Source organism: Halosimplex rarum, from assembly GCF_047715405.1.
Taxonomy (GTDB): Archaea; Halobacteriota; Halobacteria; order Halobacteriales; family Haloarculaceae; genus Halosimplex; species Halosimplex rarum.
Genome location: NZ_CP180412.1, coordinates 3,287,772 through 3,307,598 on the forward strand (window position 1 = coordinate 3,287,772; position 19,827 = coordinate 3,307,598).

At 68.9% G+C, this 19,827-nt stretch carries 15 protein-coding genes; 7 read left to right on the forward strand and 8 right to left on the reverse strand.

Annotation, left to right across the window (positions count from 1 at the left end):
- Positions 1 to 32 precede the first annotated feature (32 nt).
- The 4 genes from ACMGFH_RS15730 to ACMGFH_RS15745 form a co-directional block, all read right to left on the reverse strand.
- Positions 33 to 1,394, reverse strand: a complete 1,362-nt coding sequence (locus ACMGFH_RS15730; protein ID WP_415379394.1) for a polysaccharide deacetylase family protein — start codon at positions 1,392 to 1,394, stop codon at positions 33 to 35.
- 173 nt (positions 1,395 to 1,567) lie between these two features.
- Positions 1,568 to 3,196: a right-handed parallel beta-helix repeat-containing protein gene (locus tag ACMGFH_RS15735; RefSeq protein WP_415379395.1), complete on the reverse strand. Its 1,629-nt coding sequence runs from the start codon at positions 3,194 to 3,196 to the stop codon at positions 1,568 to 1,570.
- Positions 3,197 to 3,558: 362 nt separating this feature from the next.
- The gene (locus tag ACMGFH_RS15740; RefSeq protein ID WP_415379396.1) at positions 3,559 to 4,584 is read right to left on the reverse strand and encodes a DUF354 domain-containing protein; all 1,026 of its coding nucleotides are present in this window, start codon (positions 4,582 to 4,584) and stop codon (positions 3,559 to 3,561) included.
- Positions 4,581 to 5,591, reverse strand: a complete 1,011-nt coding sequence (locus ACMGFH_RS15745; protein WP_415379397.1) for a glycosyltransferase family 2 protein — start codon at positions 5,589 to 5,591, stop codon at positions 4,581 to 4,583. The genes ACMGFH_RS15740 and ACMGFH_RS15745 overlap by 4 nt, the downstream gene beginning before the upstream one ends.
- A 376-nt stretch (positions 5,592 to 5,967) precedes the next feature.
- On the opposite strand from ACMGFH_RS15745, the gene ACMGFH_RS15750 reads away from it, so the two are divergent.
- From ACMGFH_RS15750 to ACMGFH_RS15775, 6 genes are all read left to right on the forward strand, one after another.
- Positions 5,968 to 7,305 (forward strand): nucleotide sugar dehydrogenase, encoded by a 1,338-nt coding sequence (locus ACMGFH_RS15750; RefSeq protein ID WP_415383267.1) that lies wholly within the window; start codon positions 5,968 to 5,970, stop codon positions 7,303 to 7,305.
- 365 nt (positions 7,306 to 7,670) lie between these two features.
- Entirely contained in the window at positions 7,671 to 8,297 is a 627-nt protein-coding gene (locus ACMGFH_RS15755) for a hypothetical protein (protein ID WP_415379398.1), read from the forward strand.
- 267 nt (positions 8,298 to 8,564) lie between these two features.
- Positions 8,565 to 10,055, forward strand: coding sequence for a helix-turn-helix domain-containing protein (locus tag ACMGFH_RS15760; protein ID WP_415379399.1), 1,491 nt, complete (start codon positions 8,565 to 8,567; stop codon positions 10,053 to 10,055).
- A 212-nt stretch (positions 10,056 to 10,267) separates the two neighbouring features.
- Positions 10,268 to 12,085, forward strand: a complete 1,818-nt coding sequence (gene glmS, locus ACMGFH_RS15765; protein ID WP_415379400.1) for a glutamine--fructose-6-phosphate transaminase (isomerizing) — start codon at positions 10,268 to 10,270, stop codon at positions 12,083 to 12,085.
- Positions 12,086 to 12,375: 290 nt separating this feature from the next.
- Positions 12,376 to 13,233, forward strand: a complete 858-nt coding sequence (locus tag ACMGFH_RS15770; RefSeq protein WP_415379401.1) for a hypothetical protein — start codon at positions 12,376 to 12,378, stop codon at positions 13,231 to 13,233.
- Positions 13,234 to 13,543: 310 nt separating this feature from the next.
- Positions 13,544 to 13,828 carry a PadR family transcriptional regulator gene (locus ACMGFH_RS15775; RefSeq protein WP_415383269.1) on the forward strand — a complete coding sequence of 95 codons (285 nt, stop codon included), beginning with the start codon at positions 13,544 to 13,546 and terminating at the stop codon, positions 13,826 to 13,828.
- A gap of 215 nt (positions 13,829 to 14,043) precedes the next feature.
- Here the strand turns inward: ACMGFH_RS15775 and ACMGFH_RS15780 are convergent, their stop codons facing one another.
- The 4 genes from ACMGFH_RS15780 to ACMGFH_RS15795 all read right to left on the reverse strand — a co-directional run bounded on the left by ACMGFH_RS15780 (position 14,044) and on the right by ACMGFH_RS15795 (position 19,252).
- Positions 14,044 to 15,663, reverse strand: coding sequence for an alkaline phosphatase family protein (locus ACMGFH_RS15780; RefSeq protein ID WP_415379402.1), 1,620 nt, complete (start codon positions 15,661 to 15,663; stop codon positions 14,044 to 14,046).
- Between the two features lie 175 nt (positions 15,664 to 15,838).
- A complete protein-coding gene (locus ACMGFH_RS15785; RefSeq protein WP_415379403.1) occupies positions 15,839 to 16,174 on the reverse strand; it encodes a hypothetical protein in 336 nt (111 codons plus the stop codon).
- 512 nt (positions 16,175 to 16,686) lie between these two features.
- Positions 16,687 to 17,424, reverse strand: coding sequence for a helix-turn-helix domain-containing protein (locus ACMGFH_RS15790; RefSeq protein WP_415379404.1), 738 nt, complete (start codon positions 17,422 to 17,424; stop codon positions 16,687 to 16,689).
- Positions 17,425 to 18,040: 616 nt separating this feature from the next.
- The gene (locus ACMGFH_RS15795) at positions 18,041 to 19,252 is read right to left on the reverse strand and encodes a site-2 protease family protein (RefSeq protein ID WP_415379405.1); all 1,212 of its coding nucleotides are present in this window, start codon (positions 19,250 to 19,252) and stop codon (positions 18,041 to 18,043) included.
- A gap of 127 nt (positions 19,253 to 19,379) precedes the next feature.
- Between ACMGFH_RS15795 and ACMGFH_RS15800 the strand changes: the two genes are divergently transcribed.
- Positions 19,380 to 19,775 carry a cupin domain-containing protein gene (locus ACMGFH_RS15800; protein ID WP_415379406.1) on the forward strand — a complete coding sequence of 132 codons (396 nt, stop codon included), beginning with the start codon at positions 19,380 to 19,382 and terminating at the stop codon, positions 19,773 to 19,775.
- Positions 19,776 to 19,827 lie beyond the last annotated feature (52 nt).

A 19,827-nucleotide genomic window follows, 5' to 3' on the forward strand; every position in this document is an offset into this window, starting at 1 on the left:
GGCGGCGCGGTGGCGCGGGGGCGCGGGGCCGCTTACTCAGTGCGCATCGACCAGAGGTCAGAGAACGTGATCGCCTCGACGCCGTCGGTCTCGACGACATAGTCGAGGAGTCGCTCGTACTCGCCGGGGTCCATCGTGTTGTCGGTGCCGAAGTGGTGGAAGTTGAGGATGCCGCAGTTGCGGTGGACGGCGGCGCGGTCGACGACGGTCTTCGCGACCTCGAGGTCGTGGCCGATGGTCCGCGGGAGGACCAGCGGGTCGAAGCCGTTGACGCCCGTCGTGTTCACGTCGCCCGCCTGGTTCATCCCGCCCATCTGGAAGTAGCGGTCGGTCACGTCCAGCGACGTGGCGTCGAAGTTGTTGCCGGGGTAGACGACGAAGTCGCTCCCGTCGAAGTCGTTGGCGAGCAGCCAGCGCTTCTTGCGCGCCAGCATCTCGTCGAGTCGCTCGGCCGACACGGTGCTGAACGTCCGCCCGGTCGTCCCGTGGGCGACGACTTCGTCGCCGGCCTCGCTGATCGCGTGGAACTGGTCGCGGCTCATGAACGGCCCCTGTCCCACGTGGTCGACGGTCGGCGGCATCGTCACGACGCCGGGCAGGTCGCGTTCGCGATGGAGCGGCGCCGCCTCCTCGGCGTAGGCGCGTCGCCCGTCGTCCCAGCTGAGGACGACGTATCCCCGGTCGGGCTTGGGGTGGGTCCGCACGTCGTCGACCCACACCTCGACGTCGTCGGGGCTCGCGTTGAGCGCGACCAGCTGCACCCGCTGGACGTTCGCGAGGTCGGGGACCTGGTCGCTGGTGGCGTAGACGCCCGGGCAGGTGCGGAACCAGCCCACGTCGGGCGGCTGGTAGGAGAGTTTCCGGAGCGAGAGCGCCGCGTAGTTGCCGTAGCCGTCGACCAGTCTGACGACGAAACCGATCTCGCGGGGCGTCGTCGACCGGATCCCGACCGAGAGGTCCCTGTCCGACAGGTCCGTGGGCGAGATCGACTTCGCGATCGAGGCGTTCTCTCCGCCCGGGCCGACTAGTTTGACGCCTCCCGCGTCAGTGATCCCCCGGTCGGAGGCGCTGGCCTCCCCCGCGACCGTCTGCCACTCGTCGGGGCCGTCCAGCGGGGCGAGCGACGATCCGGGCTGGCCGTATCGCTCGCGCGAGCGGTCGTCCGTCTGGAGCTGTTCGCGCGACGGCGTCGCCGTCGCGGTGTCGGTCGCAGTGGTCGTCCCGCCCGACCGGGTAGTCGTCGCGGTCGTGGCATTCGGTTCGGCGGTGACAGTGCCGCCGGTGTTCGGACCGCTCGAATCGGGCGGCGTATCGGCTGTCGCGTCGCCACCGCAGCCGGCCAGACCGCCCGCCACGACGACGCCGCTCGCTCGGAGGAATCGACGTCGGTTCATCGGAGACTCATCACACCGCACGGTCGCACCCCCGTGTTCCTTCTTATGTTGTTGGTAGGACGGCCGCCGCGCCGCGGCGACGCTGCTAGGGCAGTGGTAATCCGTGAGATAGTGCGCATCGAACCGGCGCAAACGGGACAGCGGGGACGCCGTGACGCGGCCCGGCCGCCGACTCAAAAGAAGGTGTTGCCGGCCATCTTGAGATCGGAACAGCCCTCGTCTTTGACGTCGTTTTCGATCTCGTTGTTCTTGAGGTAGACGCGCTCCGTGGTGTCGGTGAGGCGGATGCCCTGGCGGTCGTCGGCCGAGTAGAACGTCGAGTCCTCCACCCGGGTGTCCGCGGCCGTGTCGATGAGCGGGTGCTGACGGGCAGTGAAGTCGCACGCGTACACCATGCAGTCGTCGCCGAAGTTCTCCAGCGCGCGGCGCTTGGACGAACCGGTCTGGTCCACGTCGACGGCGCGGAACTCGACGTTGTTTCGCTTGTTGTAGATGCCGGCACGGTTCCACTTGTGACCGGCCGACCCGGTGACGGTGACCTGCGCGAGCATCGCCCACTCGTCGTCGGTGCCCTCGCCGTCGATGTAGAAGGCGGAACCGCCGGGGCCGTTGTGCTCGACGCTCGTCTGGTAGACGGTCACGTCGCCCGTCCGCGAGGCGAGGCAGATCCCGTGGTTGAACACGGGGCTGTCCACGACGACGGTGTTCCCCTTCAGATAGGCTTTCTCGACGTCCCACTGGACGGAGATCGCGTGGCTGTTGGGCGTGTCCGCGGCGATGCGGACGTAGCAGTCTTTCACGTCGACGTCGTTCGTCTTCTCGACGCGGATGCCGCGCTGGGCCTCGGTCTCCTCCCAGTTCCGGTCGACGACGACGTCGACGCCGATGATCTCGCTGTTCGGACCGCCGACGCGGACGTTCGCGCCGTTGCTGTTCCTGTAGGTGCCGCGCCAGACCCGGATCTGTCCGTTGGTGCCCGCCGCATAGAGGCCGTTGTCCGGGAACCCGCCGAGTTCGCACTCGCGGAACGTCATCCGACCCTCGTTGTAGGTGTTGCAGATGATACCCGAGGGGCCGCGCCAGAGCTTGTCGTGCGGGGCGTTGGCCGAGTACTCGCCGCCGTCGACCGCGGTGAACCGCTCGACGACGCCCGTCCCGTCGGGGTCGGTGACGACGAAGCGGCCCGGTCCCCAGGCGCCGGAGTCGTGTTTGCCCTGGACGTCGATATCGCGGACCTCGAGGCGGTCGGCGACGGCCACGTCGAGGACGCGGGCGCCCGTGTCGTCGGCCGTCTGGTCGACGGCGAAGTTCTCGACGAAGAGGCGGTTCCCGGGGTTGTAGGAGACGCCCAGCCGGAACAGCTTGTGCTTGTCGTCCTCGATACCGTGGTAGTCGGCCGGCACGAGCGTGGCGTCGTTCCCGTACATGCCGAACAGGTCGAAGCCGGTCATCCGGAACTGCCGGTCGATGTAGTAGCGACCCGGCGGGAAGTACAGCAGCGTCCCGTGCTGGAGTCGATCGTCGTCCCGTAGTCGCTCGAGGACGCCGACGATGGACTCCGAGCCCGTGTCGTCGGCACCGGCCTCGACCACGTCGACGACGCGGTCGAATTTCTCGCGCAGTCGCGTCGGGATCACGCCGGTCCCCGTGTCGGCGCTCGCGACGCCCGACCCGAAAATCAGCCCGCCGGCGGCCGCCGCTCCCGTCTTCAGAACCGCGCGTCGAGAGAAAGGCCCTCCATCGCGACCGCAGGTCCGCCCGGTTTCGCCGCGTTCGTCCGCAGTTCCGTCCGTCTGTGTCATGTGTACTTTCTCAATTCGGATACCCCTCCCTGTGACTACCCCTTCACATGTCCACTGTTTAAGTTCGCGCCGGGGAGAGCGTCTGAGGAGCCCGAACGATCGCCGTGAATAACTGGTCCGTAGCCACGTCGTTTCGGAAGCTGATATTCGGGAGAGCCAGTCTGGGCCTCGTTCGGAGCTCGACGGGAAGGTGGAGAGACGCGCCTACCAGTCGCGACGAGAGCGCCGCCAAGGTGAGGGGATCTGTCGGGCGGGTGGTTCGCAGGGTCGAAAGCGGCGGAAGAGCGCGGACCCGGCTCCGGTTCGCGCGGTCGGGCGAGCGCGCAGCCGGCCACCGACCGGGCCCGTCCGTGACGGGCAGGTCACCCGCCCGCGAGGACGCGGTCGACGACGACGTCGGTCACGTCCCGCTTGTCCTCCAGGACGCGGGCGCGGCGGCGCTCCCACCGCTCCCCGTCGGCCTCGCCGAGCAGTTCGAGGGCCCGGCGGACGCCCTCCTCGTGCCTGTTCGGACCGTTGTACTGGAAGACCAGCCCGTACTCCTCGGCCAGTTCCGTCGTGTACCCCAGCCGCAGGGAGTTGACGTAGACGGCGGGCGTCCCGAGGAGCGCGCTCTCGGTCGCGGTGGTCGCGCCCTCGCCGACCGTCAGATCGGCGTAGTAGAGCAAGTCGTGCATCCGCTCGGGTGCGACCGACAGCTCCCGATCGGCGAGCTCGGGCGGGAGGTCGACCTCCGCGGTGAGCTGGACCGTCGCGCCGGTCGATTCGAGCCGTTCGACCACCTCGGTCAGGTCGTCGAACCCGCCCTGGCCCACGTCGTGCGAGGAGTCCCAGCTGCTGAATCGGCAGACGACGAGCGGGTCGTCGGGGTCCACACCGGCGTCGTCGAGGACGCTCGCGTCGGGCGTGTACCGCGAGGGGTGCAGGTACGCGAGTTCGTGGTACCCCGGGTAGCGGACGTGCTTGTCGCCCTCGTCTTCCGTGTAGCAGTCGGGCGTGCACACCTCGTCGGCGAAGGGGTAGGCCAGCCGCTTGATCAGCGATGCGTGCTCGGTGTCGTAGAAGACGACGCCCCGGGCGCCGACCGCAGCGGCGACGTGGGACGCGGCGACGCCGCCGATGGCCGCGATGACGTCGGGGTCGATCTTCCAGGCGCGCGCGAGCAGGCGGCTCTCGTAGGTGACCTGGACCCGGGCGAGCGACGGGAGCGACGCCGAAGCCCCGGCGAGCATCTCGTAGTCGATGCCGTACGCCGACAGCAGCGCCGCGGTCACCTCGTTCTCCCGCGCGAAGACGTGTACCTCGTGGCCGGCGGTCTCCAGTTCCCGGATGGCGTGCTTGAAGAAGTGGACGTGTCCGGGATGCTGGACGGTGACGACGACCTTCATTCCTCGCCCCGCCCCTCCGCGTCGTCGCGGCGCGACAGCGCGATCCACGTCACGACGGTGATGCCGACGAGAGCACCGCGGATAGCGGTCCGCGGGTCGGCGTTCCCCGGGGAGAGCGCGTGACCGATGCGCCGGCAGAAGCCTCGAAGCAGCGTCAGCGAGGTCGTGGGCACGAACTCGGCGTAGTCGATCGTGCTCTCCTCGTCGTCGTAGACCGCGGGCATCGCGACGTCCGCCACGGACTTGTCGGCCACCTGCAGGCGGACGAGGAGGTCGTTCGGGTAGTCGTGGCCGTCCGGGAGCGACTCGACGTCGACGGCCGCGAGCGCGTCGCCGGAGATGGCGGTGTAGCCGTTCTGCGGGTCCATCACCCCCCAGTAGCCGCTGGCGATCTTGGTGAGATAGGTCAGCAGCCAGTTGCCGAAGCGGCGGAACGGCGGCATCCCGCGGCGGTCCTCGGGGTCGGCCAGGCGGTTCCCCTTGGCGTAGTCGGCCCGCCCGTCGGCGACAGGGTCGACGAGCGCCGACATCAGCTCCGGGTCCATCTGTCCGTCCGCGTCCATCGTCACCGTCACGTCGATGCCCTCGTCGAGCGCGGTGAGATACCCGGTCCGGAGCGCCCCGCCCGCGCCCTGGTTCTCTTCGTGTCTGATGGGGAGGATCCGCCCGTCGACGTCGTCGCCGTGGGGCCCGGAGCCGCTCGGAACCCGGGCGCGGATCTCCGCCCAGGTGTCGTCGGTCGAGGCGTCGTCGACCGCGTAGATGCGGTCGACGAACGGCGGGATCGAGTCGAGCACCTCCCCGACGCGGTCGGCCTCGTTGTACGCGGGGACGACGACGGCGACCGTCGTGTCCGCGTACGCGGTGGCGGCGGCCCGACCCTCGTCCGGCGAGTCGGTCCGCGGACCGGCCCCGTCGGGCGGATCCGCCGGCCGAACGCGCCGATAGTCCGTCGTGCGGTCGATCGTCGCTGCGTTCGCTGTCAGATCGGTCGTGGTGGCGTGCATGGGAAACCCCTGTGTGGTCTGTCTTCGGATCCGTCGCGTGACGGGGCGAAGCCGGGCGATCCCACGCCACCAGTGGGTTTTATTATTGATCTGATAAGCGAAATCGGGATCGAAACGCTCGCAACGATCCCGTATATACGCCGGACACAGCACTCATACACGGCCACCACGCCATTTCATCCGAGCGATCGTTTCGCGTCTTACCCCCGGAATAAGCGACCACCTATCAGATTTATAATAAAGCCCATCGCCGGCCGAGGTCGGACACGGACAGCGAGCGGGCGTCCGCTCGCGACGACTACCCATGGATCCGAACAGACCCAGCAATCCCGGCGACGAGCAGGCATCGCACGCTCCGGCGGACGGCACGAGCGGAATGACGGCGATCCCAATCGAGGGGGAGTCGACGACGGAGGACTCGACGGCCGAGCCGGCGACGGTCTGCGTCGTCGGGCTCGGCTACGTGGGCCTCCCGCTGGCCGTCGCGTTCGACGAGGCGGGCCAGACCGTCGTCGGGTTCGACGTCGACGACGAGAAGGTCGACGCGCTCGCGGACGGCCGCGATCCGACCGGCGACGTGGACGACGACGCCGTCGCCGAGGCCGACACCGAGTTCACCACCGACCCGTCGCTCATCGAGCGCGCCGACTTCGTGATCATCACCGTTCCCACGCCGATAGACGACCTGGAGAACCCGGACCTGGAGTTCGTCCGGGCGGCGGGCGAGACGGTGGGCGAGCACATGTCCGAAGACACGACGGTCGTCCTCGAGTCGACCGTCTTCCCGGGCGCGACCGAGACCGTCCTCGTCCCGGAACTGGAAGCGGCCTCGGGCTTCACCGCGGGCGAGGAGTTCGACGTGGGGTACTCCCCAGAGCGCGCCTCGCCCGGCGACGAGGGCCGCGGCGTGCGCGACGTGGTCAAGATCGTCGGCGCGGACGACGAAGCGGTGCGCGAGCGCCTCGCGGAGCTCTACTCGTCGGTGGTCGACGCCGGCATCTACCGCGCCCCGGACGTCGAGACCGCGGAGACGGCGAAGGTCATCGAGAACGTCCAGCGCGACCTGAACATCGCCCTCGTCAACGAACTCGCCATCGCCTGCGACCACATGGACCTCTCGACCGAGGAGGTGCTCGCGGCCGCGCGGACGAAGTGGAACTTCCACGGCGAGTACTCGCCCGGGCTGGTCGGCGGCCACTGCATCCCCGTCGATCCGCACTACCTCGCCCACCGCTCCGAGCGCGACGGGTTCTCGCCGACCCTCGTGCTCAAGGCGCGCGAGATCAACGAGTACGTCCCCACGCACGTCGCCGAACTGACCGTCAAGGGGCTCAACGACGCCGGGAACGTGCTCTGTGACAGCTCGGTCCTGCTGCTCGGGCTCTCGTACAAGCCGAACGTCGGCGACGTCCGGACCTCCGAGGTCGACGGCGTCGTCGACGAACTGTCCGAGTTCGGGGTCGACGCGGAGGGATTCGATCCGCACGTGCCGGACGACCGCGCCCGGGAAACCTTCGACGTGCCCGTCCAGTCCACGTTCAACCCGACCGGGTTCGACGGCCTGGTCGTCGCGACCGCCCACGACGAGTTCGAGGACATCGACTTCGCCGAGGTGGCCGACGCGATGGCCGAGGACCCGGTCGTCGTCGACGTGCCTGGCACGCTCGACGAGCAGCAAGTCGTCGAGGCCGGCTTCGAGTACCGACGGCTGTGATCGGCGGCCCCGTCGAACCGACGACGACCCCGAGGGCCGATCGTCGGCCGGTGGGACCCACCTCGGTCGGCCAGTGTGCCGACGCGCCCGCGTCAGACGGCCGTCAGACGGTCGTCGAGTAACCGGTCGGTGATCGGCCGCGGCTCCGATCGGAGCGGCAAATCGGGCGAGCGAAACCGATCGGTCCGCGATCAAACCGGATTGAATCGAATTAAACCGATTTTGGCAGTTTCACGGCCCGAGGAGTGCGTCTCGCTCGCTTCAAGCGTCGATTTACGACCGTCCATAGCCGCTGCAACAGTCGGCAACGGTCGGGACGAGAGCCCCGTCTTATTAGAATATCCTGGAATGTCCAGATGAAGCCAATGAGCTACTCACCGCAGAAAACCGACGCGACGGCCGCGAACGCGCTCGAGAATGATGAGCTTACCGACGAGGAGCAGGAGACGGCCGACGACGACCAGTCCGACCCGCTCGGCAAGAACGAGCTCTTCCACCTGCTGCAGAACGAGCGGCGTCGCGCGGTCATCCGCTACCTCGAGGGGACCGACCAGACTGTCAAGATGCGCGACGTCGCGGAGCAGGTCGCCGCCTGGGAACACGACACGACTGTCCGTGCGCTCACGTCCGACGAGCGCCAGCGCGTCTACATCGCGCTATACCAGTCCCACCTCGACACGCTCGACGAGGCGGGCGTGATAGACTACAACAAATCGCGGGGGCTCGTCGACCCGCAACCGGCGCTCGACGAGGTCGCGTCGTACATCGAGGACCAGCCGGCAGCGGACGAACCGGAGGACGACTCGGTCGACGCGTGGGACCAGGGCTACCTGAGCCTCTCGCTCCTGGGGTCGCTGTTGCTCGTCGGGACCGTGCTCAACGTCACCCCGTTCCAGCTGCTCTCGGGATTCATCGTCGGCGTCATCGTCGTCACGATGGTTTCGCTGCTGACCGTCGCCAAGATCACGACGACTGCGGACACTGACGCCTGACGCTACTGCGACGAACCCGTGTCGCGTCCGACCGCCCGCTCGACGAACCGCAACAGTCACCGGCCCCTGCTCACGCGAGGAGCGGCGTCCGGATACCGAAGCGCCCTCGGGCGATTCACCGGACCGGACAGTCACTTAGTAAAGTAATACGTATACCGGAACGGGTTGTGTGGGCTAACAGCACGCTACGAGGCCGTTCAGGACACGATGGAAATGCCTAGCAGAACACACGTTGGAGCGCTCGAAGCGGAACCCAGGCTCTAGAACATGGTTCGAAGACACGTCATCGCCGTACTGCTGTGCCTCCTCTTCGTCGGCAGCGCCGTTACGCCGCTCGTGGGGGGGACGGCGGTCGGAGGTACCGGGGCAGTTAAGGGGGACTCGAATCGCGGTCACACCGCAGTCGCATCGGCGGGCAACCCCGCCGCGACCGAAACGGACTCCGGGACCGCGTCGGTGAACCTGACGATACGGGACGGGGCCGTCCGGCAGCCGTACGACAATTCGACGTACGTCTGGCAGCAGTCGGCGGTGACGCTGGTGGCCGAGACGAACGCGCGCAACCATCGGAGTTTCAGCGTCTGTCTCACCGTCGCCGGTGAGAACGTGACCGACGGTTGCCGGTCTCACTCGCTCATCACCGACGACTACACCGTCACCGACGAGTACGCGTTCGACCACTGGCCGACGAACCGGACCGGGGAGCAGACGGTGACGGTCACCGTCGAGAACGAGACCGGCGGCGCCGTCATCTCGTCCGTCAACCGCACTGTCGTCGTGATACGGCCCGAGGGGGACTTCGACTCCGACCGCCTGACGAACGAAGAGGAGGTCAAGCACGGCACTGGACTCAACCGGACGGACACCGACAAGGACGGACTGGAGGACGGGTCGGAGGTCATGGAGTACGGGACGGACCCGCTCGACAACGACACCGACGACGACGGACTCACCGATGCGACCGAGGTCAACGGCAAGACGAACGCCACGGACCCCGACACCGACGGCGACGGGCTCGAAGACGGGGCCGAAATCGACGAGTACGACACCGATCCGCTCGACAACGACACCGACGACGACGGCCTCTCGGACGCAGTCGAGGTCGACGGACCGACCGACCCGACGCTGGCCGACTCCGACGACGACGGCCTCTCCGACGAACGCGAGGTCGACGGGCCGACCAACGCGACCGTGCCAGACACCGACGACGACGGCCTCTCCGACGGCGCGGAGGTACACACCTACGGCACCGACCCGACCGAAGCCGACACCGACGGCGACGGCCTCTCCGACGCGACCGAGGTCTCCATCGGGACGAACCCGACCAGTCCGCTGACCACCGTCTTCATCGTCATCGGCGTGATCGCCGTCCTCGCGGTGCTCCGCCTGATCCAGCGGAAGATGCTTCCGGACGTGTCTTCGATCGGGCGCGAACCCGATCCGCCGGCGAACGACGCTGCCGACGGGGGCGAAACGCTCGACGCCCCCCCGGATCCCGTCCCTCCGCGAATACTGAGCGACGAGGACCGCGTCCTCCAGTTGCTCCGCGAGGCGGACGGCCGACTGCCCCAGAACGAGATCACGGAGAAGACCGACTGGTCGAAGTCGAAGGTGAGCCGCCTCCTCTCGAAGATGGAAGACAGCGGCGAGATCGAGAAGATAAACGTCGGCCGGCAGAACATCATCGCGCTCGAGACCGCCGTGCCCGACAGCGCGCGGTCGCCGTTCGAAAACGCCGCGCCCGGGGACGACACCTGACACGGCCGCCGATCCCGACAGTTGTCCCCAGTTGCGGCCGTTACTTCGGCGCTAACTCGATCGTTACTATCTGGATAGTAAACTCCGCTCCGCGAGTAGACGGTGCTATGCGACGAGTACGAAACTCTCGAACCGACGGACTCCTCCGCACCACCGGACTCTCCCGACGCGCGACCGGGCGGTCGTCCCCGCTCCGAGGGGTGTCCGGATAGATGTGCGGCATCATCGCGCGGATCGGTGAGGGAGGGACGGTCGACGACCTCGTCACCGGGCTCGAGAACCTGGAGTACCGCGGGTACGACTCGGCCGGCGTCGCCGTCCAGAACGGCGACGGGATCGCCGTCCGCAAGCGCTCCGGACAGGTCGACGAGCTCCGCCGCGCGGTCCGGCGACGGCGCCTCCACGGCGAGGTCGGGATCGGCCACACCCGCTGGAGCACCCACGGGCCGCCGACCGACGAGAACGCGCACCCCCACACCGACGAGTCGGGGGAGGTCGCCGTCGTCCACAACGGCGTCATCGAGAACTACGACGACCTCCGCGCGGACCTGCGCGCCGACGGCGTCACGTTCTCCAGCGACACCGACACCGAAGTCGTCCCGCACCTGATCGAGCGGAAGCTGGACGAGGGGCTCGCGCCCGAAGCGGCGTTCCGCGCGGCCGTCGACGCGCTGGAGGGGAACTACGCGATCGCCGCGCTCGTGGAGGACGACGAGACGCTGTACGCGGCCCGCGACGGGTCCCCGCTCGTGCTCGGCGTCGCCGCCGACGGCTACTACCTCGCCAGCGACGTGCCCGCGTTCGTGGAGTTCACCGACCGGGTGATGTACCTCGAAGACGGCGACGTCGTCGTCGCCCAGCGGGACGAACTCCGCGTGACCGACACGGAAGGGCGGCCCGTCGACCGCGCGGTCGAGGCCGTCGACTGGAGCGCGGACGAGACCGGGCGGGGGTCCTACGACCACTTCATGCTCAAGGAGATCCACACCCAGCCGGGCGCCCTCGCCAACACGATCGAGGGGCGGATCGACGCCGAGCGCGGGACGGTCTCCCTCGAGGACTTTCCGTCGGGAGCCTTCGAGGACGTGCGGCGCGTCCAGCTCGTCGGCTGCGGCACCTCCTATCACGCCGCCATGTTCGGCGAGACCATGCTGAAGCGGGCGGGCGTCCGCGCCGAGGCGATTCGGGCCAACGAGTACGGCGTGGCCGCCGGACCGGCCGACGAGGAGACGCTCGTGATCGCCGTCACGCAGAGCGGTGAGACGGCCGACACGCTCGCCGCGATCGAGGACGCGGCCGAGCGGGGTGCGCGGACGCTCGCGGTGACGAACGTCGTCGGATCGTCGGTGACCCGCGCCGCCGACGACTCGCTGTTCATCCGCGCCGGCCCGGAGATCGGCGTCGCCGCGACGAAGACCTACTCCTCGCAGACGGTCACGCTCGGGCTGCTCGCCCTGCGCCTCGTCGACGACGTCCCGGCGGCCGACCCGCACTTCGACCGCCGCGAGCTGCTCTCGGCGCTCCGGGACCTGCCCGACCAGGTGGAGTCCGTCCTGCAGACGAACGAGGCCGAGTCCCTGGCGCGCACCTACAGCGACCACGACTCCTACTTCTTCATCGGTCGCGGGCAGGCCAACTCGGTCGCCAAGGAGGGCGCGCTGAAGTTCAAGGAGATCACCTATGAGCACGCCGAGGGGTTCGCCGCGGGCGAGCTGAAACACGGCCCGCTCGCGCTCGTGACGCCGAACACGCCGCTGTTCGCCGTCTGTTCCGGCGACGAGGAGCAAGACGAGAAGACGCTCACGAACGCGACCGAGGCGCAGGCCCGCGGCGCGCCCGTCGTCGTCGTCGGCCCGGACCAGTCCGACGACGTCGCCGACGCCCGCCTGCCGGTCCCCGACACCCATCCCGTGTGGGCGACGCTGCTCGCGAACGTCCAGCTCCAGCTCGTGTCCTACCACGCCGCGGTCCAGCTCGACCGAGCCATCGACAAGCCCCGGAACCTGGCCAAGAGCGTCACCGTCGAGTGAGGCGGCGGCGCGGGCGGCTTCTCCACGCGCGGCTTCCCAGAGTGTCGACCTGATTTTCGCCACCGACAGTGCGGCCGACGATAGACCCGAGCGGGATCCGCGGACTCCGAGCGGCCGCCGTCAGCGAGCGCGCTCCCCAGAACCGCGCCCCAGTGACCGCGCGTCGACGGACCCGTCGAGACCGTGAGCGGGGCCGTCGCTCCAGGCCGCTTGCGGGGCACCGGGAACGTCGACGCTCCCGAGATTGCGGGGAGGAGAACTGATGCGAGCGAGGACGACGTCGCGGGCGAGTGGCGACGACCGGGGGGAGACTCGACCGCAGAACGACGTCGGTCGTCTACAGGAAGAAGTTCGCGAGCGAGGGGAACAGGCCGCCGTCATCGTCGTCGTCCGTCGGCGTTGCCGTCGACGTCCCGGTCGGCGTTGCGGTCGACGTCTCGGTCGGCGTTGCCGTCGGGGACGGGGTTTCCGTCGGCGTCTCGGTCGGCGTTTCCGTCGGCGTCTCTGTCGGCGTTTCCGTCGGCGTCTCTGTCGGCGTTTCCGTCGGGAATGGGGTTTCAGTCGGTGTCTCCGTCGACGTCTCGGTCGGGGACGGGGTTTCCGTCGGCGTTTCGGTGGGCGTTTCAGTATCGTCCCACGCGTCCGTCGGGGTCGGGGTCTCGATTTGTCCCCACCCATCCGTCGGCGTGGCCGTCGCGGTCGGCGTGGCGGTCGGCGTCGAAGTCGGCGTCGCGGTCGGCGTCGACGACGCGGTCGGCGTCGAAGTCGGCGTCGGAGCGCCAGTCGCTGTGGATGACCTGTCTGTGGGTGACGTGGTGGCCGTTCCGGCGGCGCTCGTTCCGGGCGGGTCCGCCGACGCGCTCGTCGCCGTGGACGGGTCGGCCGGCGACTCCGTCTCGTTCGCGGCGCCGAATCCGGGAGACCCGCCGACCGTGTCCCCGGCGATCGCGAACCCGATCCCGGAGAGAAAGAGGAGGACGCCGACGCCGGCGAGGACGATCTGGAGCCTGTCGGCGAATCGTGCGCGGCGTTCTTGCCGGTCCGGTCCGCGCCGGGCGGCTCCCGCGCGGGCTGGGCTGGCTGTCACGAGTCGCACCTCCGGTGCGGACGGCGACGGCGGTCGGTTCTGCCCGGTCGGTCGGGACTGACGGGTTCCATGGGTAGGACACCGTAGACCGCCCGGACGGTTTATTATCGACACGGTAAGTCGACCGCCGCGGCGACGCCCGGTCGAACGACCCTGCGACGGCGTTTACCATCCGCATAATAAACCCGCTGGCCGCCGTTCGTCCAGTCGGCCGGTCGGTACCGCGGGCCATCCGACGGGCCGTTCGTCACTCCACCCACCCCCGTCCGCCTTCATTTTTCGCAGTTCGGACGAGATAGTGGGCCCGTTAATCGCGGCAACGATCGCGACGGTATATACTGGTCGTCACCCACTGATGGTGCATGAGAACGATACACGAACTCCGCGGCTTCCAGCGAGACCTGCTGTTCGTCATCAGCGGCCTCACCGACCCGAACGGGCAGGATATCATGGCCGAGATGGAGCGGTCGGTCGACGACGAGATCCAGCACGGCCGCCTGTACTCGAACCTGAACGAGCTCGTCGAACTCGAACTCGTCGAGAAGACGGCGAAGAACGGGCGCACGAACCGGTACACGCTCACCACCGCGGGCTGGCAGGTGCTAGAGTCCAGACACGAGTGGGAGAGCCACTACCTCGAAGCCGGGTCGCCCTGAGCGGAGCGGGCCGCCCGGTGGCTGGCGCCGCAGGCGGGACGCGCCGCGACGAGGGCGGTGGCGAACCGAGCGAACGACTGTCGGTACCGACCGCTGTGGCTGCGAGACGGCCGTTTCTGCGACGGAGTCCGCCATGGGGGTTTGAGTGTCAGCCCGACAGCGCTCGGCGGCGCGTGCGGGAGAAGAACTGGCTCCGACGGCGTCAGCGGCGGCGGTCACTCGAGGTATCCGAGGTCGGCGAGGCGGCCCTCAACGCCGGCTTCGATGTCGGCGGCTTCTCCCTCGTAGGGCGGGTATTTCCTGGACGGAACGGTGTCGGTAACGGGTAGCACGTCGCCGTCCATCCGGTCGCTCGGTTCGATCCCCATGCTCGCGAGGATGGTCGGTGCGACGTCGAACAGGTGCGGGTCGACGGCCGCGGTCTCGTCGATCCCGTCGCCGCAGGCGACGAAGACGCCGTCGCGCTTGTGGTTCCACTGGGTCTTGCGCTCGCCGAAGGGGTCGCCCGCGAGCTGGTCCGAGAGGAAGTGCTGGAAGTCGTTGGGGACGACGACCACGTCGACCGCCTGTTCGAGCTCCGGCCCGTGGAAGTACTCCTCGCGGGGACCGACCTCCTCGAAGACCGGCTCGCCGCCGGGCGCGGTGACCGATCGCAGCGCCTCGATGAGGTCCGCGCGGACGGCGTCGTACTCCGCGGGCGAGACGACGCCGTCGGGCTCGCGGCCGGCGAGGTTGATGCGGACGCCCAGCTCCGTCCGGGCGCGCAGGTACGCCGTCGACGCCGCGAAGTCCACCTGCTCGGTGGCCGTCCGGGAGACGTTCGCGGAGAGGTGCTGGCTGACCGTGTCCGCGAGGTTGACCCGTTCGAGCGCCGAGCGGACGCGGTCGGCGGTGAGGCCGACGGCGGCCGCGCTCGCGGCGGCCCGCTCGACCAGCGACGGTTCCCACGACTCCGTCGTCTCGCCGTGGCGGAGCCTGTCGCGGATCGGCGACCAGCCGGGCATCCCCTTGCCGCCGCGCGTGCCGACGACGTGGCCCTCCTCGCGGAGGAAGTCGTTGACACGGAACTGCGGGCGCTCGTAGGGACCCATCCCGTGGTCGCTGGCGAGGAAGACGCGGTCGGGGTCGCAGTCGTCGAGCACCCGACCGATGACCTCGTCGGTGGCCTCGTACACCCGGCGGACGGCGTCCCAGTTCCCGTCGAACTCGTGGAAGACGGTGTCCGGGCGCTGGAACTGGACGAATCCGAAGTCGGGGTCGTAGCGGTCGGCGAGGTAGCGAAAGGCGTCGCCCCGCATGCGCACGAGGTCGGCGTACTCGCCCGTCTTCTCGTCGACGGTGTAGGAGTCGTCGTCGGTGTGGTACGCGGGGTAGATGCGGTACTCCCCGATCTCTTCCCGGACGTCTTCCAGGAGGCCGGGCGGGTGACAGTCGGGGTCTTCCGGGCCCATGAAGCCGGGGATCACGGCGCCGTCGATGGCCGGCGGCGGGGCCGTCACCGGTCCGTTGACGACGACGCTGGTCTTGTCGTGCCGGTCGAGCAGTTCCCAGAGCGTGAACTCCCTGACGTCGCCGGCGGTGACGACGCGCCAGTCGTATCCCTCGTAGGTGACGAAGCCGTAGACGCCGTGTTTGCCGGGGTTGACGCCGGTGTACAGCGACGGCCACGCGCTCGGCGTCCACGGCGGGATCTGCGACTCCATCGGCGCGGCGACTCCGTCCGAACAGAGCGACTCGAGGGCCGGGAGGCGCCCCTCGTCGAACAGCCGTCGGAAGACCGGCAGACAGCCGGCGTCGATGCCGATGAGGAGCGTGTCCACGTTCGCGCCCGTCACGGCAGATCACCCGACGGGAGCCGTGGTGACCGGCGACTGGCGCCAATCCGGTCGCTCGAAATCTGTCGGACCGTCAGTGCTCGCAAACTCATGAAACCGGGTTGCGGTGCCGTCCATTTCGTTATGAATCAGGTAAACGACGGCGGAATCGACGGCCGGGCCGCGCCGCGAGGACCTACTCCGTCGCGGCCGTATCCGCCGATTCCGTCGTCGTGTCGTCTTCGGTTCCGTCACCGAATTCGGAGTCGCTCTCGGTGTCCGTTCCGGCCTCGGTGTCGTTTCCGGCGTCGTCACCCACGCCGACTTCGGTGTCGTTTCCGGCGTCGTCACCCACGCCGGCTTCGGTGTCGTTGGCCGCGCCGGCCTCGGCGTCCGTCTCTTCGTCCATCAGATCGTCGTCCTCGCTGGTCTCGGTCTGCTCGTCGACCGGTTCGTCCTCGTCCGGGCTGTCGGTGGCATCACCGAACGGGGCGTCCGTGGCCGTGCCCGCGTCGATGCCTCCGTCGTCCATCGGCTCTGTGCTCGTGCCTGCTCCCGGGCCCGGGCTCGAACAGCCCGCGAAGACCAAGAGCAGTGCTAGCAGCGGAACCAGTAGCAGTTTGGGCTTCATGCGGCGAGTTCGGCTGGCACTCGGCCGATGATAAACCGGCTCGGCCGTCCCGTTCGTTTCCCACAGTTCCGGTCATTTCCAACGGTCGCAGCGCCGTGCCCTCGTCGCGCCCGACTGCCGATTTCCCCACAGAGAACCGGTGGTCCGCCGACTAGCACACCGCTAAACGGTAGCCCGACGCCGCTCGTCCCGGCCGCTCCCCATCGCCGCCGGGACTGCGGCAGACGTGCGTCGAACAAGGAGACGGGCGCCGTCTCCGAGCGCGTGCAGGCGGGCGACTACCGGTGCGCGCGCCGGAAGTCGCGAGGGGTTCGATAGCCGGACCACTCGAATCGTCGATGCGGGTGGAAGAACGGGGATGGGCGCGGGAGACGTATCGACTCGCTCGGGACGCAGCGGGCCCGCTGGCGCGATCAGAACGCGCCGAGGTTGTGGGCGACGAGCTTCCCGGTGGCAGTCCGGAGGCGCTGAGAGATGGCCGACGGCGAGACGTCGAACATGCTCGCGAGGTCGTGCTGGGAGATGCCGCGGGGCGTCTCGAAGTAGCCGTGGTCGATGGCCGCGGACAGCAGTTCCCGCTGGCCCTCGCTGAGGACGACGTCGTCCACGTCGTCGACGGCGCCGAGTCGGGAGAGCCGGGCGAAGTCGAACGACAGGTCCTCGGCCCGGAACCGGTCGGTCAGCGTCGCGAGCACCGACCGAGAGGAGAGGTACGCGCGGGTCGACCAGCCGTCGCGGGTGGAGCGGACCTCCCGGACGACGGCGTCGACCGCGTCGAACGCCGGCATGAGTCGCGTCGCATCGGGTGAGACGGTCACGCGGTAGAGTCGCTCCGTGTCGAAGGCCGCGACCGTGCGGTAGTCGGCGACGGTCGCGTCGTCGTCGAGCGCCGTGTCTATCCCGTCGAGCGCTCCGCCCGAGGCGGTGACGAACACCTCGTCGGTGCCGGTTCCTGCCCAGGAGTGGACGTCGAAGCTGAACGAGACCGGCGGGAGGGAGGTTATCGTCGGCGTCAAAACGAGGTCGGATCGTGAGAGGCGGATCTCCGCGTCGATGTCGTACGTGTCGGCTCCGCTCCCGTCCGCCGGCGCCGAGCGAGAGGTGGCGACGCCGGACGGCGTAGAAATCGACGAATCGTCGGCAGCACGCATTGCCGCGTCGTACACCCGACGGGTGGAAGGGTCTGTTCGCTATTATCAGTGGGATCCGCGACCGGCCGGGTGCTAGATGGCTAGTGCAGGCCGCGACGGGGTCGCGCGGACCAGCGCGCAGTCCCGCGAATCTGGTGACTTCGGACCGGTCGTCGAACGGGGAGACGCGCCACCAGTGCTCACGGCGTGTCGTCGGGGCCGTCGCGCGTGGCGAGCCACGCCGACCGACAGACCGCGCGACAGAACGGATATACCCGGTCGCCGTCCGGCGGAACCGCGGCCGAGTGCCAGGCCCCCAGCGCGATCCCAGTCCCGCAGTTCGCACACCGGGCGCGCCGGTACGAGCGCACCGGTTCGGGCTGACCGTCGGCCCCCGGGCGGTGAGCGGCACTGTCGACCGACGGACAGTCCATAGGCATTCGTCGGTGCGGACTCACATCTCATCACTCGTTCACATCTGGCCCGCTTAAGTGAGCGCTCGGGAGCCCGTCGGGACGGGCGACGCGGTCGTCGACGTCCGGATCGGCGAGGCGGGCAGGGTCGACGGGCGGTCGCTCGGAGAGAATCAGCGACGAAGAACGAGGGGTCGACGGCCCCGTGGACGGAACCGAGTCGCTCAGGACTGGCGGGACTCGTCCGGGTGGAACACGTCCGGTTCGGTGCCGTCCGCCGGTTCGGCCTGGTACCGGCCGCTCGATTTGATGATGGAGAGGGCGGTCATGATGTCGGTCCGGGTGAGGAGACCGACGAACTCCCCGTCGTCCATGACGAGCAGGCGACCGACGGCGTGCTCGTCGAGTTCCTCCAGCGCCGTCATCACGTCCGTGTCGGGCGCGACGGTGAACAGCTCCGTCGACATGATCTCCTCGACGCGGTATGCGTCGCGCTCGACCTCCCGCACCGCGCGGGCGTCCTCCAGGGCGACGAGGCCGACGATCTCGCCGTCGCGCTCGACCGGGTAGCCCGTGTGGCGCTCGCGGAACATCGTCTCGATGAGGTCGGCGACGGACTGGTCGGCGTCGACGGCCGTGACGCGGTCGGCCGGCGTCATCACGTCCTCGACGACCACGCCCTCGAAGGCAGCCCGCATCACCGTCTGCTGGGCCTCCGAGGCCGCGCCGATGTAGATGAAGAAGGCGATGGCCACGAGGAAGAGGCCGCCCCCGCCGAACAGCCCGAACAGGCCGAGGGCGATCGCGAACAGCTTGCCGACTTCGGCGGCGATCTCGGTCGCCCGCGCGTAGGGCCGGGTGCGGTTGAGCAGCGCCCGGAGGACCCTCCCGCCGTCCATCGGGAAGCCCGGGAGCATGTTGAACGCCGCGAGGACGACGTTCATCAGGGCGAGGTAGCCGAGGACGAACTTCGCGGCGGCGACGGCGAGCGAGCCGCCCGCGGGCACCGCGAGGAAGGCGACGTAGGAGATCACGCCGAGCGCCACGCTGACGACGGGGCCGGCGATAGCGATCGCGAACTCCTGTCGCCAGTCCTCGGGCATCTCTTCCATCTGGGCGATGCCGCCGAAGATCCACAGCGTGATCGACCCGATGGGAAAGCCGTAGCGCATCGCCACCAGCGAGTGGCCCAGTTCGTGGAGGACGACGCCGACGAACAGCCCGAGCGCAGCGGCCAGTCCCAGCCCCAGCGACAGCTCCGTCGAGGAGGTGAGCAGGTCGATGGAGATCGACGAGCCGAACAGCTCGTTGACGATCCCGACGTACCGGCCGAGCTGTGACCCGATCGCCCACGCGAACAGCGGCAACACCAGGAGAAAGGTGAGATCGACGTTTATCGGGATGCCGAAGGCGCTCCCGATTCGAAATCGTCGCATACCGGATATTGTGCGGGCACGCCCTTAAGCCCGTGCGTGAGTGGGGCACGGTCGGCCCTAGGAACCGGGGTGCGTGCCGGCCCGCGCGTCCGGGAGTGACTTCACGGGTCCGTTCGTACGCGCTCGTATGAGTGATACCGACGCGACAGCCGACCCGCAGGTCCCACTGATTCGCCGCGCCGGAGACGTCGAGTACGAGGAAGTCGACGCCGCCGAGGGCCTCCAGAAGGGCGTCCTCGTCGGTGAGGAACACGGCGCGCCGAACCTCGCCATCCGCCGGTTCACCCTCGCTCCAGGCGCCGAAGTGCCGAAACACACCAACGAGGTCGAACACGAGCAGTACGTGCTCGCGGGCGAGTACGTGGTCGGGATCGACGGTGAGGAGCACACCGTCCGCGGCGGCGACTCGCTGCACATCCCCGCCGGCGCGGTCCACTGGTATCGCAACGAACGGGACATCGAGGGCGCGTTCCTCTGTGCCGTCCCCACAGGCGACGACTCGATCGATCTGATCGAGGAGTAGCGGCGTCCCCCGAGTGCGCAACGGAGGCGACTCACAGACACTCCCGGAATCC